21 protein-coding genes are annotated in these 26,878 nt (G+C 38.3%); 10 read left to right on the top strand and 11 right to left on the bottom strand.

All coding sequences use genetic code 11. The annotated features are described in order from the left end of the window. The first annotated feature begins 86 nt into the window (after positions 1–86). The gene (locus Q0E20_RS02875) at positions 87–1,151 is read left to right on the top strand and encodes an efflux RND transporter periplasmic adaptor subunit (protein WP_295996013.1); all 1,065 of its coding nucleotides are present in this window, start codon (positions 87–89) and stop codon (positions 1,149–1,151) included. Continuing rightward, the gene (locus Q0E20_RS02870; protein ID WP_295996010.1) at positions 1,148–4,210 is read left to right on the top strand and encodes an efflux RND transporter permease subunit; all 3,063 of its coding nucleotides are present in this window, start codon (positions 1,148–1,150) and stop codon (positions 4,208–4,210) included. The genes Q0E20_RS02875 and Q0E20_RS02870 overlap by 4 nt, the downstream gene beginning before the upstream one ends. 373 nt (positions 4,211–4,583) lie before the next feature. Here the strand turns inward: Q0E20_RS02870 and Q0E20_RS02865 are convergent, their stop codons facing one another. The 9 genes from Q0E20_RS02865 to dnaA all read right to left on the bottom strand — a co-directional run bounded on the left by Q0E20_RS02865 (position 4,584) and on the right by dnaA (position 14,391). Beyond that, entirely contained in the window at positions 4,584–4,901 is a 318-nt protein-coding gene (locus tag Q0E20_RS02865; RefSeq protein WP_295996007.1) for a YbjQ family protein, read from the bottom strand. A 152-nt stretch (positions 4,902–5,053) separates the two neighbouring features. Then, the gene (locus tag Q0E20_RS02860) at positions 5,054–6,535 is read right to left on the bottom strand and encodes an amino acid permease (RefSeq protein ID WP_295996005.1); all 1,482 of its coding nucleotides are present in this window, start codon (positions 6,533–6,535) and stop codon (positions 5,054–5,056) included. Positions 6,536–6,545: 10 nt separating this feature from the next. Beyond that, positions 6,546–8,447, bottom strand: a complete 1,902-nt coding sequence (gene gyrB, locus Q0E20_RS02855) for a DNA topoisomerase (ATP-hydrolyzing) subunit B (protein ID WP_295996002.1) — start codon at positions 8,445–8,447, stop codon at positions 6,546–6,548. Between the two features lie 112 nt (positions 8,448–8,559). Further along, positions 8,560–8,808, bottom strand: a complete 249-nt coding sequence (gene remB, locus Q0E20_RS02850) for an extracellular matrix regulator RemB (RefSeq protein WP_295995999.1) — start codon at positions 8,806–8,808, stop codon at positions 8,560–8,562. A 128-nt stretch (positions 8,809–8,936) separates the two neighbouring features. Next, positions 8,937–9,833 (bottom strand): DUF721 domain-containing protein, encoded by an 897-nt coding sequence (locus Q0E20_RS02845; RefSeq protein WP_295995996.1) that lies wholly within the window; start codon positions 9,831–9,833, stop codon positions 8,937–8,939. After that, entirely contained in the window at positions 9,820–10,920 is a 1,101-nt protein-coding gene (gene recF, locus Q0E20_RS02840) for a DNA replication/repair protein RecF (protein ID WP_295995993.1), read from the bottom strand. The genes Q0E20_RS02845 and recF overlap by 14 nt, the downstream gene beginning before the upstream one ends. Before the next feature lie 3 nt (positions 10,921–10,923). Next, on the bottom strand, positions 10,924–11,154 hold the full coding sequence (locus tag Q0E20_RS02835; protein ID WP_295995990.1) for an RNA-binding S4 domain-containing protein: 231 nt from the start codon (positions 11,152–11,154) through the stop codon (positions 10,924–10,926). A gap of 203 nt (positions 11,155–11,357) precedes the next feature. Beyond that, complete coding sequence (gene dnaN, locus Q0E20_RS02830; protein WP_295995988.1) at positions 11,358–12,479, bottom strand: DNA polymerase III subunit beta; 1,122 nt, start codon at positions 12,477–12,479, stop codon at positions 11,358–11,360. Between the two features lie 304 nt (positions 12,480–12,783). Next, positions 12,784–14,391, bottom strand: a complete 1,608-nt coding sequence (gene dnaA, locus Q0E20_RS02825; protein WP_295995985.1) for a chromosomal replication initiator protein DnaA — start codon at positions 14,389–14,391, stop codon at positions 12,784–12,786. Between the two features lie 977 nt (positions 14,392–15,368). Here dnaA and rpmH point away from each other — a divergent pair. The 8 genes from rpmH to rsmG all read left to right on the top strand — a co-directional run bounded on the left by rpmH (position 15,369) and on the right by rsmG (position 23,078). Beyond that, positions 15,369–15,503: a 50S ribosomal protein L34 gene (rpmH, locus tag Q0E20_RS02820; RefSeq protein WP_004692946.1), complete on the top strand. Its 135-nt coding sequence runs from the start codon at positions 15,369–15,371 to the stop codon at positions 15,501–15,503. A 79-nt stretch (positions 15,504–15,582) separates the two neighbouring features. After that, complete coding sequence (rnpA, locus tag Q0E20_RS02815) at positions 15,583–15,930, top strand: ribonuclease P protein component (RefSeq protein ID WP_295995983.1); 348 nt, start codon at positions 15,583–15,585, stop codon at positions 15,928–15,930. 122 nt (positions 15,931–16,052) lie between these two features. Beyond that, positions 16,053–16,307, top strand: coding sequence for a membrane protein insertion efficiency factor YidD (yidD, locus tag Q0E20_RS02810; protein WP_105083795.1), 255 nt, complete (start codon positions 16,053–16,055; stop codon positions 16,305–16,307). 173 nt (positions 16,308–16,480) lie between these two features. Continuing rightward, positions 16,481–17,137: a YidC/Oxa1 family membrane protein insertase gene (locus Q0E20_RS02805; protein WP_295995979.1), complete on the top strand. Its 657-nt coding sequence runs from the start codon at positions 16,481–16,483 to the stop codon at positions 17,135–17,137. A gap of 8 nt (positions 17,138–17,145) precedes the next feature. After that, positions 17,146–17,931, top strand: coding sequence for an RNA-binding cell elongation regulator Jag/EloR (jag, locus tag Q0E20_RS02800; protein ID WP_295995975.1), 786 nt, complete (start codon positions 17,146–17,148; stop codon positions 17,929–17,931). Positions 17,932–18,170: 239 nt separating this feature from the next. Then, positions 18,171–19,556, top strand: coding sequence for a tRNA uridine-5-carboxymethylaminomethyl(34) synthesis GTPase MnmE (gene mnmE / locus Q0E20_RS02795; RefSeq protein WP_295995972.1), 1,386 nt, complete (start codon positions 18,171–18,173; stop codon positions 19,554–19,556). Between the two features lie 131 nt (positions 19,557–19,687). Next, a complete protein-coding gene (gene mnmG / locus Q0E20_RS02790) occupies positions 19,688–21,559 on the top strand; it encodes a tRNA uridine-5-carboxymethylaminomethyl(34) synthesis enzyme MnmG (RefSeq protein ID WP_295995967.1) in 1,872 nt (623 codons plus the stop codon). A 769-nt stretch (positions 21,560–22,328) separates the two neighbouring features. Continuing rightward, positions 22,329–23,078 carry a 16S rRNA (guanine(527)-N(7))-methyltransferase RsmG gene (rsmG, locus tag Q0E20_RS02785; protein ID WP_295995964.1) on the top strand — a complete coding sequence of 250 codons (750 nt, stop codon included), beginning with the start codon at positions 22,329–22,331 and terminating at the stop codon, positions 23,076–23,078. A 293-nt stretch (positions 23,079–23,371) separates the two neighbouring features. On the opposite strand, the gene Q0E20_RS02780 is transcribed toward rsmG, so the two are convergent. Next, on the bottom strand, positions 23,372–24,229 hold the full coding sequence (locus Q0E20_RS02780; protein WP_366509627.1) for a methylenetetrahydrofolate reductase: 858 nt from the start codon (positions 24,227–24,229) through the stop codon (positions 23,372–23,374). A 111-nt stretch (positions 24,230–24,340) separates the two neighbouring features. Next, positions 24,341–26,773, bottom strand: coding sequence for a homocysteine S-methyltransferase family protein (locus Q0E20_RS02775; protein WP_295995957.1), 2,433 nt, complete (start codon positions 26,771–26,773; stop codon positions 24,341–24,343). Positions 26,774–26,878: the final 105 nt, after the last annotated feature.

The raw sequence follows: 26,878 nt of genomic DNA, 5'->3' as shown, positions 1-26,878 counted from the left end.
AGTATTATTTAATTGTATAAAATGTATATTTAGTAATGGATATTACTTTCACAATTATATCTATTATGTGTGTAAAGGAGAGGATTATGAATCGTAGTGTATTAGGATTCACTACCGCATTGTTAATGAGTATACTAATCATTGGCGGATGTGGATCAAATCAAGATGAGCATGATACGAGTCTCAAGGTACGAACTATCACAATTGGTGAGGAGTCTGGCACAACGAGTGCCGGTTATTCTGGAACAATTCGCAATCGAACGGAAACAAATTTAGCATTCCAAGTTGGAGGTCGCGTGATTAATAAATTTGTTTCTGTTGGGTCTACTGTACAAGCAGGTCAAACTATAGCTCAAATCAATGGTGCTGACACGGCAAGTCATGTACAAAATGCGCAAGGCGGTGTTACAGCTGCACAATCAGCTTATGATTTAGCCAGTACCAATGTTGAAAGATATCGTTCATTATATGCTGAACAGGCTATTAGCAAGTTGCAATTAGATCAAGCAGAAAATCAGTTGAATGTTGCAAAAGCGCAATTACAACAAGCACAAGCAAATCTTAATTTAAGTAGTAATCAAAATAGTTATACCACGCTAATAGCTCCAGATAGCGGTATTATAACATCTCTCAATGTCGAAGTTGGTCAGGTCGTAGCAGCTGGTCAGGCTGTAGGTACCTTGGCAGCCGGTCATGAACCTGAGGCAGTCATTTCTTTACCAGAACAAGAAATGAGTAAGGTTCATCCTGGTAGTGCAGCCACTATTAGTTTTTGGGCATTACCTGATGTAAAAGTACAGGGTGTTGTTCGTGAAATTTCACCAGTTCCAGACCCTGTAGCACGGACATATACGGTAAAAATTACCTTACAAAATCCACCAAAAGAAGTACAACTTGGTATGACTATTAACGCTATTTTTAATCAATCGGAAACAACGGATATATCCATACCATTAACAGCTTTGGTAAAAGACAAACAAGGTAATAATGCAGTCTATATCATTCGAGATAATAAAGCACATCTCGTTCCTATCCAAACAGGCGAGTTTGGTAATAATTCTGTTATTGTAAAAAATGGCCTCGCTAAAGGAGATATTGTTATCACCGCAGGAACCCAACAATTACAAGAAGGAACGGCGGTGCATGAATGAAGAAATTTAACTTAGCAGATTGGGCTTTACGCCATAAATCCATTATTTACTACTTCATTGCCGTACTCCTCACCTTTGGCATATTCTCCTTTACCCACATGGGACGCATGGAAGATCCAGACTTTACAATGCGTACCATGGTTGTAGGCGTTGCTTGGCCTGGTGCATCACCAGAACAAATGTCTAATCAGGTAACAGACAAACTAGAGGAGAAATTACGCGATTTACCAGGTGTAGATTATACGAAATCTTTCACAGATGGTAGTAAATCTGTTATTTATATCAATCTGAAAGAAGATTTGCCATCTAACAAAATTCGTCCCGCTTGGGAAGAAGCACGAAATATGATCAATGATGAATGGAAATCTTTGCCATCAGGTGTTCAAGGTCCATCCATCAATGACAGATTTGATGATGTATATGGCACCATTTATGCGCTTTCAGGTGATGAATTCTCATACGAAGAAAAACGACAACAAGCGGAAGATTTAAAACGTCAACTCTTATCCGTTCCTAATGTTAAGAAGATTACCCTCATCGGAGTACAAGAAAAATCCTTAGATGTAACAATTAATAAAGACAAACTCGCCTCATATCAAGTGAGCACACAACAGTTATTGACCGCCCTTAAACAGCAAAGTGCCATGGTACCAGCTGGCATGGTCAATACAGATACAAATAATGTATATTTACGTATCAATGGCGTTTTTGATAGCGTAGATGCAGTAAAAAATATGCCAGTTCGTATCAACAATCAAACGATTCGACTTGGTGATATTGCGGATATAACAATGACCTATAAGGACCCATCTAGTCCTCAATTCTACTACGAAGGTAAACCAGCTATTGGCATTGCTATTTCTATGGATGCTGGAGCCAACAATATCGAATTTGGCAAAGCTATTGATAAAAAACTAAAAGAACTTAAACCGACGATTCCTGTTGGATTAAATCTTGATCAAGTGTCGAATCAACCTCACATAGTTAAGGAATCGATTGGCGATTTCTCGCAATCTCTATTCGAAGCCATCGCCATCGTATTGCTTGTCAGCTTTGCATCACTCGGTATTCGTACAGGTATTGTTGTGGCCCTCACCATTCCGGTTGTGGTATCCACCACCTTTGTGCTGATGTATGAAAACGGCATTTATCTACATAAGGTTAGTCTAGGTGCTCTCATCTTAGCACTAGGCCTACTCGTCGATGATGCTATCATCGTTGTAGAAATGATGAGCGTTAAGCTCGAAGAAGGTTTTAACCACTGGCGCGCCGCTACGTTCGCCTATGAATCAACAGCCTTTCCGATGCTGTCCGGCACGCTCATTACCTGTGCTGGATTCTTACCTCTTGCTTTAGCAGAAGGTATGGTTGCAGAATTTACAAAATCCTTATCTATCGTTGTCTTTATGGCCCTTATCTTATCCTGGGTTGCCTCTGTTCTAGTCAGTCCTGTGCTGGGCTATAAAATTATTGAAAATAAGACCGAAAAACCTGAATCTGAATGGACACGTCGCGATCATATCATGCATCGTTTGAAAACTATTTTTTATGCTCGTTTTGAAAGTCTCCTTCACTGGGCACTCGGTCATCATAAGGCTGTATTACTGTTAACATTAGGAGCTTTCATCCTATCCGTTCTTTCATTTCCACTCATCAAACAGGAATTTTTCCCATCTTCGACGCGAAGTGAAATCATTGTATCCATGCAATTTCCACAAAGCTCATCTATCGATTATACGCAAGGTCAAGCTAAATCGTTAGATGCTCTGTTAAAAGATAACGAACATATTGATCATTTCACCACCTATGTAGGTGAAGGATCGCCGCGATTTGTATTAACCTTGGAACCGGAATTACCACGTGCTAATTTCATGCAAACTATCATCGTTACCAAATCATTAGAAGATCGTGATGCATTGTTTAAGGAATTACAAGATCAATTAAATGAACAGTATCCATCGGCACTCATCAACATGCAATTTGTTCAAATTGGACCACCTTCTAAATACCCTGTTATGCTTCGCGTATCAGGACCTAATGCATCTGAGGTTAAAACAATTGCTAACGATGTAAAAGCCAAGATGCAAGAAGACAAAGATTTACATAATATAGCCTTCGATTGGCCAGATACAGAACCAGTTGCTCAAGTTCATATTGATCCAGATAAAGCACGTCTACTTGGCATCGATAGCTATGCCGTATCACTTCATTTACAAAGTTTATTATCCGGCACTAAATCCGGTGAATACTATGAAGGTAACCAAACCATTCCTGTTACTTTCAGATTAGGGGGCAATGAAAACCATAACTTAGCAGCCCTTTCATCATTACCAATCCAAACAGGTAATGGTTCCTATGTACCGCTCAGCCAAATCGCAACGATTTCTATGAGCCAAGAGGAAGGCATTATTTGGCACCGCAACATGATGCCAACTATTAGCATTCATGCTAATGTAGGCCCAGGCGTACTTGGTAATGCTAAGACGAAAGAAATTTACAATAAACTTGCTGAATATCGTCAAGACTTACCAACTGGCTATACTATTGACCTCGATGGTTCTGCCGAAAAAAGTGTTACTGCTGTACAAAAATTGCTCGTTCCAATGCCAATTATGCTCTTTGCAATTATGACAATTCTCATGTTCCAATTAAAAAGAATTGCCCTTATGTTTATGGCATTATTAACAGCTCCGCTGGGTCTCATCGGCGTTGTACTAGCTCTAAATATTACACGTACACCACTTGGCTTTATGGCTATTCTAGGCATTATTGCCCTCTCCGGCATGATCATTCGTAACTCCATCATCCTATTGGACCAAATCGAAATACACCGTGCCGAAGGACAATCCGCCCGCGAAGCCATCATCAACTCCGCTACATTACGGTTCAGACCAATCATGCTAACCGCTATCGCAGCCATACTTGGTATGATACCACTCATGGGATCCGTATTCTGGAGCCCACTAGCCATTGCATTTAGTGGAGGACTACTCGTAGCAACCATACTAACACTCATCGTACTACCAGTTATGTACGCAACATGGTATAAGATAAAATAAGTGAGTTGCAAATATTCACGCAACAAAGAAAAAACAGCAGGGTGGCAGCCCTGCTGTTTTATATTGCCTTACATACATATCCCTATTTTAAAATAGAACAGGCCTGTTCTATTTTTTAAGAGCCCATTTATTACATACCAAAAAGGCAGCAGATTATAAAATCTGCTGCCTTTTTCTCATTTTCCCAGACTATGATAGTTCTAAGCAAAATAGGATAAGTAGTGTTTCCGAACGACTTTTTTCATTTATCCTGTCGTATTTAATAAGGAAAGCTGAGCATGACTTCTATGCGACTTTGGCCCTGCGGAGCCCGAAGGGCGTAGTCAGATACGGCCGGTGGAGCAGAGAAGTCATGCTCAGCTTTTTCCCCTTATTAAACTACAACAGCCGTCCCATTACATGTCACCATAAGCATACCATTTTCTGCCCCTACAGTACTGTATTGGAATAATACACCAATAACAGCATTAGCACCTAGTTTACTAGCACGTTTTGCCATTTCATCAAGTGCTGCTTGGCGTGCATTCATTAATGAATCTTCATAGCTACCGCTACGTCCACCAACAAAATCACGGATGCCAGACATAAAATCTTTAATAAAATTACGCCCTTCTACGACTTCACCAAATACAATACCTTTGTACTCTTGTACAGGTTTATTTTCAATATGCATAGTTGTTGTAATAATCATAATTGTATCCTTTCTAATTGACTACAATATTTTTGACTTATTATAGCAAGGCTTTCACATAAATACAATCATATATTATGTCATGTACCAAAAAAGACCTATTCACTATTTTCATAATGAACAGATCTTTTTATATAGCTTATATTGCGTTTTTATTTATCAAAATCGCGATCTAAATTGACTTCTTTCAATGGCACTAATTTAGTTTTATTAATCCATTTGTAACCGAGGTATACAGCGAAGAAGATTGGCAATCCAATGTACGCAACAGATACGCCATACCAGTCGATGGTATCACCTGTGAAAGCGGAATAATTTTGACCAGCAATGATGATGACGCAAAGAATGAACGCCAAGATTGGGCCAATTGGGAACAACCATGCTTTGTAAGGTAATTCTTTAAGGTCTCTGCCTTGTGCAATGAAAGCACGACGGAATCGATAATGAGATACTGCAATACCTACCCATGCAATAAAACCGCAAAGACCGGAAATATTAACAATCCATGTATATGCTGTACCTTCACCAATAAAGCTTGTAAGGAATGCAAACAAACCAATAGCTGTAGTTAATATCAATGCTGGTACTGGAACACCACGTTTATTAAGCTTTGTAAAGATTTTAGGCGCTTGGCCTTCTTTAGCAAGAGCATATAACATACGTGTTGAAGAATATAATCCAGAGTTACCTGCACTCAAAACGGCTGTTAAGATAATAGCATTAATAAAGCTAGCTGCAAAGGCAAATCCAAAGCGGTCAAATACGAGTGTAAATGGAGAAATGGATACATTTTCTACACTAGTATTTAATAAATTTGGATCAGTGTAAGGAATTAAGAAACCAATGACTACAAAGGCACCAATATAGAATAATAGGATACGCCAAAAAATGGAGTTAATCGCTTTCGGTACATTCTTTTCAGGATTTTCTGCTTCCCCGGCTGCTACACCAATCAGTTCAGTACCTTGGAAAGAGAAACCAGCTACCATGAATATAGCAAGAATAGATTCCCAACCACCTACGAATGGAGCTTCACCTGTTGTCCAGTTTTCAAATCCCGGAGATGTACCACCAATACCAAAGATAAGCATAAATCCACAGAATAGGAATACGAATACGGTAATAACCTTGATGGATGAAAATACGTATTCGCTTTCACCAAAGGAACGAGTGGACAAATAGTTGAGACAAAATAGAATCAATAAGAACAAAGCGGACCAAACAATAGCTGGTACATCAGGGAACCAATATTTCATAATGAGTGCCCCTGCCAATACTTCGGCAGCCAATGTAATAGCCCAGTTAAACCAGTAGTTCCAACCTAAGGCAAAGCCAAAAGCCGGATCTACATAACGTTTTGCGTAAGTTCCAAACGAACCTGGAATCGGTAAGTACGTCGCCATTTCCCCAAGAGATGTCATGAGGAAATATACCATAAGACCAATCAGGCCATAGGCTACAAGAGCACCACCAGGACCAGCTGTACTTACAACTTCACCACCGGCTACGAATAAACCCGTACCGATAGCACCACCTAATGCAATCATATTCATATGGCGTGCTTTTAGAGATCGTTTTAAATGTTGTTGAGTATTAGACGTATACTCTACGTTTCTCACTTGATTATCTGACATAATTCACCTCTTACAAATCTAGATTACGCACATATTTGGCGTTATCTTCAATAAATTTACGTCGAGGTTCAACCTTATCACCCATGAGTACCGTGAAGATTTTATCAGCTTCGATAGAATCTTCTAAACTAACTTGTAAAATCGTACGATTTTCAGGGTTCATTGTTGTTTCCCACAATTGTTCAGGATTCATTTCACCTAACCCTTTATAACGTTGAATTGTAATACCATCACGGCCTACTTCATCAAGTTTAGCAGTCAACTCTGCATCAGAGTATACATACCAATGGGATTTACCTTTTTTAATTTGATATAAAGGCGGTTGTGCAATGTAGATATGACCTTCTTCTACTAATGGTTTCATATAGCGGTAGAAGAACGTTAATAATAATGTACGGATGTGAGCACCATCAACGTCCGCATCTGTCATAATGATAATCTTGTTATAACGGGATTTTGTAATATCGAATTCGTCACCAATACCAGTGCCAAAAGCAGTAATCATGGAGCGAATTTCATTATTAGCCAAAATTTTATCAAGACGTGCTTTTTCTACGTTAAGAATTTTACCACGCAATGGCAAAATCGCTTGATAACGACGATCGCGACCTTGTTTTGCAGAACCACCCGCAGAATCACCTTCAACAAGATAAATTTCTGTCATCGATGTATCTTTTTCCGAGCAGTCTGCTAATTTACCAGGAAGGCTAGATACTTCCAAAGCATTTTTACGACGAGTTAAGTCACGAGCTTTACGAGCTGCTTCACGGGCACGGCTTGCCATTGTTGCCTTCTCAATAATTTTCTTTGCATCTTGTGGATGTTCTTCAAAGAATGTTCTAAGACCTTCAGATACGACAACATCAGTAATACCTTTTACTTCACTATTACCAAGTTTAGTCTTTGTTTGACCTTCGAACTGCGGTTCTAATACTTTCACAGAAATGACAGCAGTCAACCCTTCACGTACATCCTCACCGGAAAGATTACTTTCATTTTCCTTAATTAAACCAGATTTACGGCCATAATCATTAAGAGTACGTGTTAAGGCAGAACGGAAACCAGATAAATGAGTACCACCATCTACAGTATTGATATTATTAACGAAGGATAATAAGTTTTCACTATAACTATCGTTGTATTGCAATGCAACATCTACAACTACATCATCTTTCGTATTTTCGATATTGATAACTGTAGGATTAATGGTTTCTTTATTTTCATTCAAGAATGAAATGAAAGAACTCAAACCACCTTCATAATGGAAACTTTCAACACGAGGTTCCTCTTGGCGCAAATCGCTTAACGTAATACGAAGTCCTTTATTAAGGAATGCTAATTCTTGTAAACGTAATTTTAATGTATCAAAATTGAATACAGTCGTTTCAAAAATTTCTGGATCTGGTTTAAAAATAACAGTTGTACCAGTACCTTCAGCCTTGCCAATTTCATGCAATTCAGAAGTCTTATGACCACGAGCAAAGGAAATTTCTTGAACAATGCCATTTTGAGATACTTGCACCTTAGTCCATTCACTCAATGCATTTACAACAGAAATACCTACACCATGAAGACCACCAGACACTTTGTAGCCACCGCCACCAAATTTACCGCCTGCATGCAATTTTGTTAATACTAATTCTACAGCAGACATGCCGGATTCATGCATTCCTGTTGGAATACCACGGCCATCATCAACAACGGTAATACTATTATCTTTATTAATGGATACTTCAATATGCGTTGCATAACCTGCAAGCGCTTCGTCCACTGAATTGTCTACTACTTCATAAACGAGGTGATGCAAACCGCGCACAGACGTACTACCAATGTACATTCCTGGACGTTTACGGACCGCGTCTAGACCCTCAAGAACTTGTATATTCTGAGCGCCATAATTTTCTTCAGCCATTAAACAAACTCCTCCTAACGACATAAACCGCAATATGCTTAGACACAACACATCTGCGGTACTAGTTTATCTCTTTATTATACTATATATTGCTTATATCGTGAAAGTCCTATCATTTACCACGTAGTAGCATATAAAACTCATCAATCCGTTTTTTTAAAGTTTTAAGTGATATACCAGAAGCATACACACCATCATCTGTTACAATATACGTTTTTACCTTATTCTCAGGCACCACATACATGATTTCTGCATCATAATGCGAAATTCCCGTCTTATGATGTTTACCAGATTCCGCATGAATCATCGTAAGAATTGAATTCATAGGGATGCTAAAATTATCGCCAATATGTAAGTACATGTTCTCTTTTCCTTATATCTAAATAGAATTTTAATAGATGACCATTAATTTCGCAGCGACTTTGGCCCTGCGAAGCCCGAAGGGCGTAGTCAGACCCGGCCGGTGGAGCGAGAAATAATGGTCATCTATTACAAAATTCCTTTTAGCATATTTAGCTCTTTAATTTTTTCCTCGCTCAAGAATTTTGATCTATATTTGTTACACAAGTTGATAACGTGTTGGTCGGTTAATTCTTCAAGCCGTTTATGGGTGATGAGCATAGAGGCCATATACATATGGTTTCGACTCGTAGATCCATGGTAGACCTTATCTAAATAAAAATAGATGAGTTCTCGCATAGCTATAGAAAAATCTTTAAAGGTACATTTAATATATTGTTGAGCTTCGCTATATTTTATGTACGGACGTCGTCTAATTTGTGTTTTTATATCATTAATATGATTACGATGTATTTCATATTCACAGGATACACAATATTTTGTAGATCTATTCATCATACTATGACACCGATTACATCGATGATAACCATGTTCTAATAAATAGATTTCCTTTTTACGACTACTAATGAGTACCTTTCTGAAAGGTTCTTTTAATGTATCTTCTGATAAGCTATTAACCATCGTATCGATAGCTTTCATATCATCATCAGTTAAGGTGATTTTTGACATATCGATATAACCATCTATATCAGGCATCTCAATGTTAAGAATTTCAGTATTATTTGCTTCTTTCACATAGCTTTGCCGATGCATCATAAGGCTCATTTCCGTAATGATTTCACTTTTATAATAGTCATTAATAGCCTTAAGGATGCGTTTTTGATTCATCTTAACCTCTTGCATCCATTGTGAATTATCTGCACTAAGCACAATTTTTGGAGGTTTAATGTCAATGATACGCGTATGACCAGCAAAAATAGGTCCTACTACATCACGCCAATGATGAACGAGGGTATTCAGTTTAAATTGTTCCAATAAACCTAACTCATGTAGGCCACTAGCTAAGCACACATCAAGGCTTTCCATAATGGATTTGCCCCTCCTGACATTGAATAAATTGAACACCTTGAAGATTTTCAAAATCATGTATATCCGTCGTGGTAATGACGGTTTGAATGCGTTTATGAATGAACTGCAATAAATTGTTCCGTCTAGCCTCATCGAGTTCGCTTAACACATCATCTAACAACAATACAGGATATTCCCCTACTTCAGATTTTATAAATTCTAATTCACTCAATTTTAGAGACAATACAGCGGTCCGTTGTTGTCCTTGAGATCCAAATTTTTTTAAATCGATAGCATCTGAAAAAAATCGTAAATCATCGCGATGAGGACCTACGCTCGTCGTCATGCGATGACGATCTTGAGGTAACGCCTCTTGTAATAAATCGTAAAAGGCCTCTTTCATATATACGATATGACCTTCCTCTCCATACGGTTGTTCATAACCAATCATGAGATTTTCTAAACCATCCGTCAATTTACGATTCATTAAATCAATGAGTAAATTGATTTTTTTTAGACTTTCCATTCGTTTTTTTACGATGAAAGCCGCCATATCCGCTAGTTGTACATCCCATTCAGCAAGAGGAATCTGTTGTTTACCACGATATTCTTTCAATAATGTATTTCGTTGTTGTAATAACCGATTATATTGCAATAGCTGATGATAATAGGTAGCACTGGTTTGAGATATTTCCATATCTAGAAATCTACGACGCCCCGACGGACTGCCCTTAATAAGCTGTAAATCTTCTGGACAAAATATGACCGTATTTAAAGTACCAATTAATTCTTTTTGAGAAATCTTAGTATCATTTAAGCGGATATCCTTAGGACCTTGGCGAAATAGCTTAATATTTACCTTTTGTGGCGTATCCTTTTTCTCAAAATTCACTACAATACCTGCTTCATCAGCATTAAATAACAGCATATCCGATGTATCGTTGGTACGGTGGCTTTTACCAATAGTACCGACGTAAATAGATTCTAGAATATTCGTTTTACCGGCCCCATTAGTACCATACAAGACGATAATTTCAGGCTGCAAATTAATGGTTAAATCCTTATAGTTGCGAAACTGGAACAATTGCAGTGAGTTAATTCTCACCGATTATGCCTCCTCTTTAGTAACGATGAATTCCACATCGAGACCATCTATGCCAATCACATCACCAACGCGACATTTTTTGCGTTTTTCTGTAACGATGGTGCCATTTAATGTCAGCACTTGATCATCGATGAGACCTTTTACTTGGCCCCCTGTTTCAATGACGCCTTCCAATTTAAGCAATTGATCGATTTGAATGTACTCCGTATGGATTGGTACAGGTTGTTGTTTCATAACGTCCTCCCATGGTGGACAAATTACAGAATATACCAAGTATACAATCATAACTAAAACGCATTGTTATATACTTGATATTATGAATTTTTATACATTAAAATATGCAATATAGTATATGTAATACAGTGTTAATTTTCACTAGAAAAGTAATCGTAAATTTATCTTTTATAAAAATGAGAATTAATTACTATATATGATAATTAGGAATTCGTACGAACAGGTGTTACCACATAGGTATAGTTCGGATTATTATCTTGGCGAATTACAACAGGACCATTTTGTTTTAAATACATATGGATATTATCGCCAGTGCTGTGGCGCAAGATATCAGAAATGTAACGACCATTAAAGGAAATCGTAAAAGGTGTTCCTTTAAATTCTACTGGAATTTCTTCTTTTGCCATACCGATTTCAGCATTTTGACTAGACAAAGTCACTTGTTCTTCGGACCAATCATAACGAATGACATTATAACTCATATCTTTTGCCAATAAAGATACACGATCAACAGCGCCTGCAAATTCTTTGCGGTCTACGACAGCACTAGAATCAAATTGAGCAGGAATTACCTTTTCATATTCTGGATATGTACCTTCAATTAAGCGAGAAATAATATAGATAGATTCAAACATAAACACAATTTGTGTGCGGTTCCAAATGATTTTAATAACAGAAGGATTATCTGTTGGTAATAAACGAGACACTTCAGCCAATGTTTTTGTTGGAATAATAACGCGCATAGGAGATGTTGCTGGCTCATCAATGGTTACTTTTTTTACAGCCATACGATGTGTATCTGTTGCAACCATAGTTACTTCTTTGTCGTTTGCATCTTTAATTTCAAGCAAAGCACCAGCAAATACAGGGCGATCATCATCACTTGCTGCTGCATAATTTGTTAAATCGATAAGTTCTTTCATAGCTTGACTATCAATAGTAACAAAATCTTGGTCATGAATTTGTTCTACTAAGGAAAAATCATCTGGATGTAAGGTAACTAAATTGAATTCAGAGGAACCAGATGTAATTTTTAAGGAATTGCCGTCTTCTGGTTTGCTTAATTGAATCGTGTCACCTGGTAATTTGCGAATTAATTCTTGGAAATAACGAGATGCTACTACTAAAGTACCTGGTTCGATGATGTCTGCATCGATGGTAAGTTTAATACCTAATTCAAAATCGTTACCTTGTAATTCTACTTGATTGTTTTTTGTTGTTATATAAATGGAACCTGGTAGATTTGAACTTGTTTTATTTTGAGATACTTTTTGTAGAACGTTAATGGCTTTTTGAAGATTTGCCTTTGGAAATTTGATATTCATATCGTAAATACTCCCCTTGTTTGTAATATTCGTTGTGCGATTATCATTGATGCTCTATAGATAATCAACGATAGATCAGTTTTCTGATGTGTTTTTGATTTGTTTGTTAGTTTAGTAGTATTTGTAGTAGGCACTGTGAATGTGTGTACATGTGAAAGTTTTCTAGCTGTAATGCCTTTCTATAACTGTGGATAACTATGTGTATACCTTGTTTTAGGTTATCCACATACTCACAAAAAATATTAATTTTTATAATATCCACAGAGTTATACACAGTATATCCACAGACTTATCCACACCCGTTTTAATTAAATGATGAAAGCTTAGATTTGATGTCAAGAATGATTTGTTTTGTTTCTGGGTTTTTATCGATTTCTTTACTAATCTTATCGTAAGCATGCAAAATCGTCGTATGATCTCTTGAAAATGCAGCTGCGATTTGTGGGTAGCTTTCATTAATCACATCGCGACACAAATACATGGCAATTTGCCGTGGAAATGCAAATTGTGCCTTACGTTTTTTACCTAATAAATCTTGTTTTTTGATATTGAAATAGGTACTAATAAAGTCTTGGATGGACTCGATATCAATCAGTGTTACACGTTCCGTTGTGATAATGTCGGATAATGTTTTTTTCGTGTATTCCAAATCGATACTGTCTGTTCGTTGTTCAAGAGATGCGGTACCGATGAGTTTATTGAAAGCACCTTGTAGTACACGGATATTTTCATCGAATTGCAATGCTATATAGTTGATGGCATCGTTGTCAATAACGAGATTACGATTTTTATTATTTTCCTTTTCTACTAGAGCTTTTAAGATAGCAATACGTGTTTCTAAATCAGGATTTTCCATGGTTGCTACATAACCCGCTTGGAATCTAGAACGCAATCGTTCTTCGAACTGATCCATATCATTTGGCATAGTGTCACTAGTGAGGACAATTTGCTTGTTATTGTCTAGTAGTTCGTTAAAGGTATTGAAAAATTCTGTTTTAGTACCCTCTTTATTTTCCAAAAATTGGATATCGTCGATGAGTAATACATCAATATTGCGGAATGTATTACGGAATAATTCACCTTGTCGTTTACGTATAGATTCGATGAATAAATTCATGAATTTTTCGCTCGTTGTACACATTACCTTGAGATTAGGATATCTTTCAACGATGGCATTGCCTATAGCGTGCATTAAATGTGTTTTACCGAGACCAGATGGGCCATAGATAAATAGTGGATTATAATCACCGCCTGGATGTTCTGATACATTTTGAGCAGCCCCAAATGGAATGCGGTTCGCATTGCCTGTGATGTAATTATCAAATCGATATCCACGGTTAAGTTGGGATGATGATAAATCGATTGGAATATCTGTAGATTGCAGCGTTTGCGTTGTTTTTTGTTGCTCTACAGGGAACATTGGTTCATCTGGAATTAAATCGTGAACCTCTTTACGCTCGATATATACAGGCTCTGCGTATACGGGTGTGTAAAATTCCTCTTGATATGGAACGTCCTGTTTTGTAGGGGTAGAGGATTTGACAACAGTATTTTCTACGTCATTCACTGCCATACTTGGAGTTGTATTCTCTGTAGTATTACTTGTGAAAGTATCTGTTATTTGCGGTGCTGCTGGAACCTCTTCCTTTGGAGGAAATAAATCTAGTAACACCATATTTAATTGTTTACCAGTTACCTGTTGAATGGCATCTGTTAATAATTTACTGACCGTTTGCTGAGATTCTATGACACTTTTTATAAAACTCTGCATAACTCCAATGTGTATCGAATTATTATCTATACTCATTGGTATGAGAGAAGTACTCAAACTTGAATAAATCGCAGGCGGCAGCGTTTGTTTTGCTACTTGTAATATATGTTCCCATATATCATTAATATCAGCTGCTTGCATTTTGTTCCTCTTGTGTATAACTTCTACTAAACTGTGTATAACTTTTGCAATTATGTGTATAACTTATTTTAAAACTGTGGAAAAAATAGTAAAGCTTGTGAATAAGCTGTGCACAACTTGTAAATGAGAGAAAATAAAATTCCCTTCCAACCTTATAAATACTGGGTTTATACTATTCACAGGTTAAAAGAGAAAAAATGTGGATAACTTTTATAAGCTATCTATAAAAAACTTATAAAAACATATATTTTTTACCAATTTCAATTATGATTGTACCAAAAATGAATAAAATTGTCATTGAATCTGTGGATAACTTTTATGGAATTTGTTTATTTTTGAGTTTTAAATGTTGATAAAATCGGCTAGGCTATGACTTTTTAGCTCCACCGGCCGGGTCTGACTCCGCCCTATGGGCTTCGCAGGGCCAAAGTCGCGAAAAAGTCATAGCCTAGCTTCACTGATTCATCATAGTAGAAACTTAAAAATAAATAAATTCCATATGGGAATAAGGAAAACGGCCTGGTATAATTTATTCCTTTGAGCTTCTTCTTTCTCTCTAAGGGAAGGTGCGCGCAATCTGTTTCAATAAAAAACAGGTATTTTATTATTTGTTTTTATTGATGCGAAACCGATAGGATGATCTTTGAAGGAAATATAATTTGTTTGACGTTTTCATAGTTACAGTAGAATGAGGAAAGGGCCATAATTTTGCAGCGACTTTGGCCCTGCGAAGGCCGTAGGCCGGAGTCAGACCCGGCCGGTGGAGCGAAAAATTATGGCCTTTTCCTCATTACTAAATTATGAAAATGTTGGCAGCAAACAAATTATATATTCAAAAATAGTGTGATATCGGTTTCGCATATAGTAAAAATGCTAAGAAAACACCTGTTTTTTATTGACAGATTTGCGTTTTCCCACTATAATTACCCTGTTATGGTATAAGTAAAACAAATATAAAACGAGGAGGTGTTTTACTAATGAAACGTACATATCAACCAAATACTCTTTGGAGAAAACGTACCCATGGTTTCCGTGAACGCATGAAAACTATCGGTGGCCGTCTCGTATTAAAAAGAAGACGTGCTAAAGGCAGAAAACGCTTATCTGCATAATATAATGGCTCAGCAAGAGCTTTCAGAAAACTTGGCGCTCTTGCCAAGTTTTTCTATTCTATAGGACTCGGACGATACAATGGATTACCGCTTAAATAAAACGAGACGTATTATAAACAATAATGAATATCGCCTTGTGTATAAGCATGGTAAGTACGAGGTAGGACGCATGTGTGTGTTATATCGTATGCCTGTAGCGAAGCAAAAAACTCGTATCGGATTTGTGACGGGTAAAAAGGTAGGTTGTGCAGTTGAACGGAATCGTGCACGGCGCCTTATGAAAGAGGTATATCGCCTCAATCAGCATCAAATTCGTGAAGGGTATCATATTGTTATCGTTGGACGTGGCCCTCTGAAGGACGCAACCTATGAACGAGCGGAAAAGGAAATACTGTACTTATTGCGTAAAAGCAAGCTCTTAGTATAATCCTATATAGGACCACAAGCATGGACAGCGCTATGCTTTGGTCCTATTCGCGTATTATGAGGCTTAAAGGTTTATATTCGTATATTTAAATTAAGCCTTTAAGTTACATTAGGGTGAATTCTATGAAAGAAACATGTATAACTATATCAAATTATATAAAACGAGGTGTAACCTTTGTTTTATGGCTCGTTATTCGCTTCTATCAGATTGCCATATCCCCTCTTAAACCGGGATGTTGCCGATATTATCCCACTTGTTCCGCATATACTTTGCAGGCTATTGAAAAATATGGACCCTTGAAAGGTAGCTGGCTTGGGTTAAAACGCATTTTGCGTTGTCATCCATTCCATAAGGGTGGGTACGATCCCGTTCCGTAGATGGATATTGATGGAAGTTAACACTAGTTGGGACTTTCACTATCAACATTTGCCTAAGTGAGCACAGTTTTGGAAATACCTAAGCATCTGTATGGATGAAATTCAGACCATACCATAACGATATATGGATGCGCAATGGTGTCCTATTTAGGCCTACACTCGAAGGAGAAACAATGGAAATTTTTAACTATTTAGTTGAATTTATGCGCACGCTTGTGACATATGTTTTCAACTTGACTGAAATGGTCGGCTTCCCAAGCTATGGGGTGGCTATTATCATCATTACTATCGTTATTAAAGCGATTTTATCGCCATTGACAGTAAAACAAATTAAATCTATGAAGGCCATGCAAGAGTTGCAACCTCGTATGAAAGCACTTCAAGAAAAATACAAAGGTGACCCTCAAAAATTGCAAGCTGAAATGGGTGCTATGTATAAAGAAATGGGTGTAAATCCATTAGCTGGTTGTTTGCCTCTATTAGTGCAAATGCCGTTCTTGATTGCGATTTTCTATGCATTGCAAGGGTATCCTTACAATCCTGAATTCGAACATTTCTTATGGCTTCCTAGCCTTGGCGAATCAGATCCATACTATGTATTACCAGTATTGAGTGCTTTGTCCACATGGGTTATGTCTAGACAAACTGGTATGGGCGCTGGCGGTGCTGCTGCACAACAACAAAAGATTATGCAAATCTTTATGCCATTGTTCATTGGTTACATTTCCTTGAACTTCCCATCTGGTCTTGTTATTTACTGGATTGTATCTAACGTGTTCCAATTGGTGCAACAACATTTCATTTACAAAGGCTTAGAAGCTAATAAATAGGAGGCACTATGGAATTTATCGATGTATCTGCTAAAACGATTGAAGATGCCATTGCTAAAGGGGTTGCTGAACTTGCTGTAGATGGTCATGAATTGGTAGAAACAAAGGTTATTGAACAACCTTCTAATGGATTTTTAGGTATTGGCCGTAAACCAGCTGTTGTGCGTTTGTTTTACACAGCTATAGCAGCTGCGGCTACGGAAGAAGAAAAAGAAGTTATCGCTGAAACTTCTGATGCTGTGGCAGATGCACCTGTTGCGACTGATGAACGTGACGTGGCCGAAGCTGTTGATAATTCCACAGTATCTGTGAAAGCTAAACAAGAGCTTTCAAAAGAAACACAACAAGTCATCGCTGAAAAAGGTAAGGAATTCCTTGAAAAAATGTTTGCCCAAATGGGCCTTATCGTGATGATTGAAAAGATGTTTACCAATGATAAAATCACGTTCCAAGTACATGGTGAAGACCTTGGTATCTTGATTGGTAAACACGGTCAAACTCTTGATGCTATCCAATATTTAACAAATTTGGTGGCCCATAAAGAGGTATCTGGCCACTGTCACATCGTGGTGGATGTGGAAAATTACCGCGCTCGTCGTGAAGAAACGTTAATTAATCTTGCAAAACGCCTTGCAGCAAAGGTAAAACGCAATCGTCAAAAGGTTTCTTTAGAACCTATGAATGCGTTTGAACGCAAAATCATTCATACGGCGTTGCATGATGATACAAACATCGTTACAGAGTCCGCTGGTGATGAACCTTTCCGTCACATTGTGATTTCTTACAAAAAATAAATTTTTGGTGACGATGGTATTCTGATAACCTCCACCGGCCGGGTCTGACTACGGCCTGCGGCCTTCACAGGGCCAAAGTCGGTTTTAGAATATCATCGCCACCACCATTTTATTTATATGTAATACGATAAGTTATGGTGAAAGCTAACTTAAGGTAATCTTCGCATGGGTAAGATTGGTTTAGTTTAACTTTCACAGGCGAAGAAGATATAAAAGATATTCGAAGTACGGAGATTTTTATGTATATAGATGATACAATAGCGGCCATTGCGACGCCGCCCGGCATCGGCGGGGTTGGTATTATTCGGGTCAGCGGCAAGAATAGTTTTCCTATTGTAAATAGCCTGTTCAAGAGTGCTGGTACCGTTCCCTTGATGGACCGCCCAAATAGAACGATTCAATATGGGACTATTGTGAATCCAGCAACGAATAAGACCATTGATGAGGTTCTAGTGCTATTAATGAAAGGGCCTCATTCCTACACGGCGGAAGATGTAGTAGAAATTCAGTGTCACGGCGGTATTGTGCCGGTTCGACAAATTTTGAAATTGCTTGTCAATCACGATGTACGCATGGCAGAGGCTGGTGAATTTACGAAGCGTGCCTTTATGAACGGCCGTATCGATCTCACCCAAGCGGAGGCAATCATTGATATTATTGAAGCAAAAACGGAGGACTCCCTCTCTCTTGCTGTATCTCAGCTAGATGGAACAGTTTCTTCCTTTGTAAAAGATGTACGCGAACAGCTTATTGCTATGATTGCTCATTTAGAGGTAACTATTGATTATCCGGAAGAGGATATCGAGGACGTAACGAGTCAAGAGGTTCGTGAGCAACTGGTACCGATTTTGAAAGCTATGGATGAGTTATTATCTACAGCTAATACGGGTCGTCTTATCCGAGATGGTATTACGACGGTTATTGTAGGCCGTCCAAATGCAGGCAAATCTAGTCTAATGAATGCTCTCTTGCGTGAAAATCGTGCTATTGTAACAGATATTCCAGGGACAACGAGAGATAGCATTGAAGAATATATGACCATAGAAGGTATTTCATTGCGCCTTATCGATACGGCAGGTATTCGTGATACACAGGATACGGTGGAAGCCCTTGGTGTGGAACGTGCTCGTGAGTATATTAACAAAGCGGATATTATTCTTTGTGTTATTGATGGGTCCACTGATTTAACCCCTGAAGAAATCGAAATTTTGACTTCTGTGAGCGGTTTGAACACGATTGTACTACTTAATAAGTCTGATGTGGCTCAAGTCGTTACAGACGAAGCTATTAAAGAACATGGAACCTTTACAGCTATTGAACGTATTAGTGCCAAAGATGGTGAAGGTTCTGCCGTTCTTTCCAAATGGGTGCAAGAACTTGTCTATGGCGGTCGCGTAAAACAAGACAATAGTGCCATGATCAGTAATGTGCGCCATATCAGCCTCATGGAACAAGCAAAGGCTCAAGTTGAACAAGCCCTTTCCTCTATCGACATGGGCATGCCAGTAGACTTTGTCGCTACCGATTTGCGTAGCGCTTGGGAACTACTAGGCGACATTACGGGCGATACAATTCGTGAAAGTATGATTGATGAATTGTTTAATAGATTTTGTTTAGGTAAATAATGCAGATTTGTAATGATGGCTTTCAAAAAACGACTTTGGCCCTGCGAAGGCCGAAGGCCGTAGTCAGACCTGGCCGGTGGAGTTTTTTGGAAGCTGTCATTACAAATACATTTTTATATAAGGAAATAGATATGTATACTGTAGATAATTATGATGTCATCGTCATCGGTGGTGGTCATGCTGGGTGTGAGGCGGCTCTTGCCTGTGCTCGCATGGGACATCGTACGTTGATGGCGACTATCAGTTTAGATAATATTGCACTTATGCCTTGTAATCCTGCTGTGGGTGGTCCTGGTAAAAGCCATCTCGTGTATGAGCTCGACGCATTGGGCGGCCAAATGGGTATTAATGCGGATGCTACGGCTATTCAAATGCGTATGCTCAACATGGGGAAAGGACCTGCGGTTCATTCCTTGCGTTGCCAATCGGATAAAATTAAATACCAACATTTGATGAAACAAACCTTGGAAAATACGGATCATCTCAATGTTAAGCAAATTATGGTAACTGAGCTTAAGGTTGAGGATGGCAAGGTAACGGGCATCGTTACGGAGCTTGGTGAATTTTATGGTGCTAAGGCTGTCATTCTTTGTACAGGCACCTATTTGAAAGGCAAAATCCTTATCGGCGATATCGACTATGTAGGTGGCCCCAATGGGCAACGGGTAGCAGAACAATTTTCCCAATCTCTATTAGATCATGGTGTTGAGTTGATGCGCTTTAAGACTGGTACGCCAGCTCGCGTAGATAAACGGACCTTAAACATTGAACATATGGCCGTTCAAGAAGGTGATGTGCATCATCATGCATTTTCTTTTATGGATGAATGGATTAACCGTAATGAAGATGTGTGTTGGTTAACGTATACGAATCAGGAAACGCATGAGATTATTAAAAACAACATTCATCGTGCTCCTATGTACAGCGGTAAAATCGAAGGTGTTGGTCCTCGGTACTGCCCTTCTATTGAAGATAAAGTGGTACGTTTTGCCGATAAAGAACGTCATCAATTATTCGTAGAACCGGAAGGTACGGGCACAAATGAAATGTATGTACAAGGTATGAGTACGTCTCTTCCTATGGATGTACAATATGCATTCCTTCGTACCATTCCAGGTCTTGAAAATGTAGAAATCATGCGTCCTGCCTATGCTATTGAATACGATTGCTTGAATCCAACACAATTAACACCTGCTCTTCAAGTAAAACATATTGAAGGACTCTATTCTGCTGGTCAAGCAAACGGTACATCTGGCTACGAAGAAGCTGCTGCACAAGGCCTTATGGCGGGTATCAACGCAGCTTTGTGGCTTCAAGGTAGAGAACCTTTCATCCTTGCTCGCTCCGAAGCATACATCGGCGTTCTCATCGATGATCTCGTAACAAAAGGGACAAATGAACCATACCGCATGATGACGAGCCGTAGCGAATATCGTCTATTACTTCGTCAAGATAATGCAGATATGCGTCTTACTGAAAAAGGTCGTGAAATCGGTCTTGTAAAAGATGATCGTTGGGCTAAATTTACGGCTAAAAAAGCGGCCATCGAAGAAGGCATGGAGCTATTACGAAATACACCTGTTAATCCATCTAAGGAAACACAAGCCTTGCTTGAAAGCTTGGGTACAGCTCCTATTAAGACTGGTATTCACGCTTATGATTTGGTAAAACGTAATGAACTCTCCTATGCTACTGTAGCCGATTCATTTGGTTTAAAACGCTTTGCACCTGACGTTGAGGAAGCTATGGATATTGCCATTACCTACGAAGGATATATCAAAAAACAAATGGAACAAGTTGAGAAGGTCCGTAAACTAGAAGAAAAAATTCTTCCAAAAGAATGGGACTATACAGACATTAAGGGCATCTCCCTTGAAGCACAACAAAAACTCAACAAAATCCGCCCTCATTCCATCGGTCAAGCCAGCCGTATCTCTGGCGTATCCCCGGCGGATGTGTCTGTTCTGTTGATTCAATTAGAACAATACAATCGAAGTAAATAATTGTGATAAGCAATTACATAATAAAAAAGCTAGCTAATCGTTAGATTAACTAGCTTTTTTTGTTATAAGGCTTCCCGTTCTTGATGTTCATCTATTTCTCGTTCTTGGCTCATATAGTCTGGACTAAATAATGATAGTCCTATTTTAAATAATAGCCATATAAATTTCTGTTTCATAGGTACTACTTCCCTATTAATGGTAGTGTATCTATAAATAGGGTGATTAGCAAGTTTTGTTTTTTATGTAACAGAGAGTTATATCAGTAGATGTTTGTATATTTATATGAATATTTATAAAATACATATTATTCTATAGGTAAAATATGTACACTAGGAAAATACATTCAATGTACATTCAGAATAGACAAAATAATCTGTATATGAAGAAAAATTCATAGTAATAAATTTAAAATAAATAGAAAAGTTTTAGTTGATGGAAATAAGATATATAAAATCGAATAAGAATGTGGAAAAGGTTAACAAAATAGATTTACGATTATGAATTGATTTGGATGATCTAAACTTTATGTTTATCTTAAAACAGGATGAAGTATTCGAAACGTACTCCCCTCTTTTGTAGTCTTATTTATATTATAAATGAGAATATATTGAGAATATGGTATAATAGATATAAATATGACTCTTATACTTCGCTTGTATGCTCTTTTTAAGGTATTTTATATATAAGTTATCATAAAAACATATAAACAGGCCTTACAGCGCGAATAAATGAATTTTATCCTGAATTACATATATAGTTAGGAGCACCTATGAAAGAAAAATATGATGTGCCTATCGCTAGTGAATCTGAGTTTGTCGAATATATGCTTTCACAAATGGCAGTATTTGGACTGCCATGCACAGAACAGCAAGCAAAAGATTTCTACGTGTACTATGCACGCATGATTGAAACAAATAAATATCTCAATCTGACGGGTATTACGGAGATGAAAGAAGTCGTGGTTAAGCACATGATTGATTCCCTATCCTGTTATGATCCAGAGATTATTAAATCTGGGTCATCGATTATTGACGTCGGAACTGGTGCTGGATTCCCTGGTATCCCTTTGGCTATCTATGATAGGTCTTTGCACGTGACCTTGTTTGATTCCCTCACGAAACGCCTTATCTTCCTTGAAACCATTATCGACGAGTTACAATTGACGAACTGCAAGACATTGCATGGACGGGCTGAGGATTTGAGTCATCAGGAATATCGCGAAAGCTTTGATATCGCTACAAGCCGTGCCGTTGCGAGACTGCCAATCTTATTAGAATGGACCGTGCCTTATGTTAAACAAGTCGGCTATGTTATCGCCTTAAAAGGCGCCATCTACGAAGAAGAAGTCGGCGAATCCCATAAAGCACTTAGCATTTTAAAAGCATCTATTGAAAACGTAAAAACTGTGACTTTACCAACATTGGATGATAAACGAGCTATTGTGTATATTAAGAAAAAAGGAACAACACCTGGGAAATATCCTAGAAAACCAAAAGAGATAAAAGATAAACCGTTATAAAAAATAGACTATCCCAAAAAACGATACGCTACTGCGCTTTGCGGAGCACGAAATCGTTTTTGGAATGGTCTATTTTTTTCAGTATAACGAAACAGGGAACAAATTAATTTTGATTTGTTCCCTGTTTTGTTTAGATTTGTATATTATTTATCACGTGTAATGGATTTAACAATTAGAAAAACGGAATACCCACCCAAAACTGATTTTGGCCCTGCGAAGCCCGAAGGGCGTAGTCAGACCTGGCCGGTGGAGGTTTTGGGTGGGTATTCCGTTTGCTATTGTATTATAAGGTATTACACGTGATCAATAATATGCAAAGTTGTATCTATATCATTAAGCGGCATGATATGTACGCCAGCAGCAATTTTTTTGATTTGTTCCAGTGTTTCGATGGCGATTTCTGTACCGGCTTCTTTTCCGCCTTTTTCTACGCGGTCTAGAATGTCTTGGGTAAGGTTGATTCCAGGTACTTTTTCATGTAGGTATGTAGCCATTTTAAAGCTTTTAAGAGGAATCAAACCAAGCATAATAGGTATATTGAATTCGGATATTTTATCGATGTAACGTTTAGCTTGTTCTAAATCGTAAATTGGTTGTGTTTGCACAAAATGTGCGCCATTTTTGATTTTAGCAGCTAGTTTTTGACGTTCGATTTCTAAATCAGAAGCACCAGGGTTGCCTGTAGCGCCGATATAGAAATTTGTTGGTTCATCAAGGTCATTACCAGCAAGGTCTTTTCCTGAGTTCAATGTTTTAGCGATATTAAGTAGGCCCATGCAGTCTACTTCAAATACGGATTTTGCAAATGGATGATCGCCATGATCTGGTTTATCGCCAGTTAGTGTCAAAATATTATTAACACCTAGTGCTGCAGCACCGAGTAATTCGGATTGTAAACCGATAATATTGCGGTCCCGACATGTAAGATGGAAAATTGTTTCGATGCCTTCGTTATGTTGTAATAAATAGGACAAAGAAATTGGACTCATGCGCATTTTAGACATAGGGCTATCTGCGATGTTTATGGCATCAACTTTGCCTTTTAGACGCGATGCTTGTTCAAAAACCTTTTGGGCAGAACTGCTTTTTGGTGGATCTAATTCAACGGTAACGGTGAATTGACCATTTTGATGTTTCTCTCGTAATGTCATCATATACCTCGTATGTATTCTATGTATGGTGAAAGCCTCATATGCGTTATGTGAGCATTATTTTAGGCTTTCACCATATGTATTATTTGTATTATATACCTAGCTAAGTGATTATTTCAAAGTTTCAAAGAAATCGTTTGCTTGGTTTACGGCTGCAATGCCATCCTTAGCATAAATATCTGCCCCCGCTTGGTCGGCGTAGTCTTGAGAAACTACGGCACCGCCAACCATAACTTTAGTCTTTAATCCAGCTGCGCGAATAGCAGCGATAGTATTGTCGATTTGAGGCATTGTGGTCGTCATCAAGGAACAGATACCAACGAGGGCTGCCTTGTTGTCCTTAATGGCTTGCACGATAACTTCTGGCTCAACATCTTTACCGAGGTCGACAATCTTATAACCATTATTTTCTAGCAAGGCCGCTACGATATTTTTACCTAAATCGTGGATATCGCCCTTAACAGTGGCTACAACGACGGTTCCTTTATCTAAGCTGTCGCTAGCAGGAATAATCTCCTTGATAGTGTTGAAAGCAGCCTGCATTGTTTCAGCAGCAAGCATAACTTGTGGTAAGAATAATTTACCAGAACCAAATTTGTCCCCTACTACGTTCATGGCTTCTGAAAGCCCTTTTTTTGTAATATCCAATGGATCGATGCCATCTGCTAAGGCCTTTTTAACAAGATCTATAATGGCTTCCTTTTCACCTTGTTCTACACAAGCACGAATATTTGCTAATGGGTCATTGCTATCGAAGGATGCTTTATCTGGACCTTTTGGTGCTGCGTTACCTGGCGCTGTTGTTTCATCTTCGTAGCCATATTCTTTAATGAATTCTGCGGAACCTGGGTCCCAACCGAGAAGTGTAGTACTTGATACAAATGCTTTTTTAGCAGCATAGTTAAGTGGATTCATGATTGGTGTTGTTAAGCCAGATGCGAGAGCCATTGTTAAGAATTGTCCGTTTAGATATGGGCGTTGAGGCATACCGAAGGAAATATTGGATAAGCCCATAACTGTTGGAAAGCCAAATTTTTCTTTATATAAAAGCAATGTGTTAAGGGTTTGTCGTGCACTATCTTCGCCACTGGCAAGTGTTAGCACTAATGGGTCTAGTAATAAGTCGTGTGGTTGTAAACCATAACTATATGCACGATTTACGATGCTTTCAGCTAAAGCAACGCGATCTTCGGCCTTTTCAGGTAAGTCACCACTGCAAATTGGCAAGCAAAGCAATGCAGCACCATAACGTTTAGCTAATGGCATAACGTGTGTAATGGATTCTTCTTCACCGTTTACAGAGTTGATTAACGCACGGCCTGGATAGTTTTTAAGGGCTACTTCCATAGCCTTAGGGTCTAATGTATCGATGGATAGTGGTGTTTCTACAAGCATAGACAATTCAAAAATGGCTTTTTCCATTAAAGGTGTTTGGTCCATACCTGCCACACCCATATTTACATCGAGAATGTCTGCTCCGGCCTCTACTTGGTCTAACGCATCGCGTTTTACACGAATGAAAGAGCCATCACGTAGCTCTTGAGCAAGTACTTTACGGCCCGTTGGGTTAATACGTTCGCCGATGATTAACGGTTTCACATTGTGACCTAGTTCAAGTAATTTTGTACGGCTTGTAATCACTGTTTTAGGTTCAACGTGAGCACGTTCTTTAGGTGTATGTGCTTTTACAGCGTCAGAGATAGATTGAATGTGAGCTGGTGTTGTACCGCAGCAACCGCCTACATAGCTTGCACCAGCATCAACGATTGGAATCATTAATGGGCCCATATCTTCGGCTGAAAGTGGGAATACCGTTTGTTTATTAATAAGTTGTGGCATACCTGCATTTGGTTGGCAAATAATTGGTAAGTTTGTTATACTAGCAATTTTTTCAATAAGTGGCGTGATTTGTTCAGGCCCAAGAGAACAGTTAATACCAATGATATCGGCCCCCATTGCCTCTACAATTGTAGTAGCTACTTCTGGTGGTGTGCCTGTAATGGTACGACCATCTTCACTGAAAGAAAATTGACAAATAATTTGTACATCTTCTTTTGTTTTTCCTGCTGCTTCGCGTGCATCTAGAGATGCTAATAAAGCAGCACGCATTTCTTGTACGTCGATAATAGTTTCAATGATGATAAAATCAACGCCACCTTCAATCAATGCCTCTGCTTGTTCTTTATAGGTATCGTAAATAGAATCAAAGCTCATATTACCCAATGGTTGTAAAAAACGACCTGTAGGGCCCATAGAACCGGCTACACGAGCGGATGGTTTGAACTCTGCAATTGCTTCTTTTGCAACCTTTACTGCGGCAATATTAATTTCTTTTACACGATTTTGTAAGTCATAATCTTCTAATTTAAGACCACATGCTCCAAATGTATTGGTAGTAATTATATCGCTACCATGTTGTAAGTATTGTGCATGTATGTTTTTTACTACTTCTGGTCGTTCTACGTTAAATAATTCTGGGCAATAACCTTCTTCTAGGCCTGCTGCTTGGAGCATTGTGCCCATAGCGCCGTCAAAAATGTACATGTGAATCATCCTTTATATATAATAGATGCAATTATCTTTCTAAACTATTCTATATGCGGGTTTTCAATCCACTAGTTCATTATAACAATTGCATCTTTTCGATAT

This window comes from uncultured Veillonella sp., from assembly GCF_934230905.1.
In the GTDB taxonomy this organism is placed as follows: Bacteria; Bacillota; Negativicutes; order Veillonellales; family Veillonellaceae; genus Veillonella.
The sequence above is the reverse complement of the archived record's forward strand: the minus strand, read 5'-3'. Positions and strand labels throughout refer to the sequence as shown.

Excerpts from the sequence above, each read along its gene's own strand:
- rpmH (WP_004692946.1), top strand. The coding sequence starts at position 15,369 with ATGAAACGTACATATCAACCAAATACTCTTTGGAGAAAACGTACCCAT.
- remB (WP_295995999.1), bottom strand. The coding sequence starts at position 8,808 with ATGTACTTACATATTGGCGATAATTTTAGCATCCCTATGAATTCAATT.
- dnaA (WP_295995985.1), bottom strand. The coding sequence starts at position 14,391 with ATGCAAGCAGCTGATATTAATGATATATGGGAACATATATTACAAGTA.
- Q0E20_RS02875 (WP_295996013.1), top strand. The coding sequence starts at position 87 with ATGAATCGTAGTGTATTAGGATTCACTACCGCATTGTTAATGAGTATA.
- rnpA (WP_295995983.1), top strand. The coding sequence starts at position 15,583 with ATGGATTACCGCTTAAATAAAACGAGACGTATTATAAACAATAATGAA.
- mnmE (WP_295995972.1), top strand. The coding sequence starts at position 18,171 with ATGTATATAGATGATACAATAGCGGCCATTGCGACGCCGCCCGGCATC.
- Q0E20_RS02780 (WP_366509627.1), bottom strand. The coding sequence starts at position 24,229 with ATGACATTACGAGAGAAACATCAAAATGGTCAATTCACCGTTACCGTT.
- Q0E20_RS02870 (WP_295996010.1), top strand. The coding sequence starts at position 1,148 with ATGAAGAAATTTAACTTAGCAGATTGGGCTTTACGCCATAAATCCATT.
- yidD (WP_105083795.1), top strand. The coding sequence starts at position 16,053 with ATGAAAGAAACATGTATAACTATATCAAATTATATAAAACGAGGTGTA.
- mnmG (WP_295995967.1), top strand. The coding sequence starts at position 19,688 with ATGTATACTGTAGATAATTATGATGTCATCGTCATCGGTGGTGGTCAT.
- Q0E20_RS02865 (WP_295996007.1), bottom strand. The coding sequence starts at position 4,901 with ATGATTATTACAACAACTATGCATATTGAAAATAAACCTGTACAAGAG.
- gyrB (WP_295996002.1), bottom strand. The coding sequence starts at position 8,447 with ATGGCTGAAGAAAATTATGGCGCTCAGAATATACAAGTTCTTGAGGGT.
- dnaN (WP_295995988.1), bottom strand. The coding sequence starts at position 12,479 with ATGAATATCAAATTTCCAAAGGCAAATCTTCAAAAAGCCATTAACGTT.
- Q0E20_RS02805 (WP_295995979.1), top strand. The coding sequence starts at position 16,481 with ATGGAAATTTTTAACTATTTAGTTGAATTTATGCGCACGCTTGTGACA.
- jag (WP_295995975.1), top strand. The coding sequence starts at position 17,146 with ATGGAATTTATCGATGTATCTGCTAAAACGATTGAAGATGCCATTGCT.
- Q0E20_RS02835 (WP_295995990.1), bottom strand. The coding sequence starts at position 11,154 with ATGAAACAACAACCTGTACCAATCCATACGGAGTACATTCAAATCGAT.
- rsmG (WP_295995964.1), top strand. The coding sequence starts at position 22,329 with ATGAAAGAAAAATATGATGTGCCTATCGCTAGTGAATCTGAGTTTGTC.
- Q0E20_RS02775 (WP_295995957.1), bottom strand. The coding sequence starts at position 26,773 with ATGTACATTTTTGACGGCGCTATGGGCACAATGCTCCAAGCAGCAGGC.
- Q0E20_RS02860 (WP_295996005.1), bottom strand. The coding sequence starts at position 6,535 with ATGTCAGATAATCAAGTGAGAAACGTAGAGTATACGTCTAATACTCAA.
- Q0E20_RS02845 (WP_295995996.1), bottom strand. The coding sequence starts at position 9,833 with ATGGAAAGCCTTGATGTGTGCTTAGCTAGTGGCCTACATGAGTTAGGT.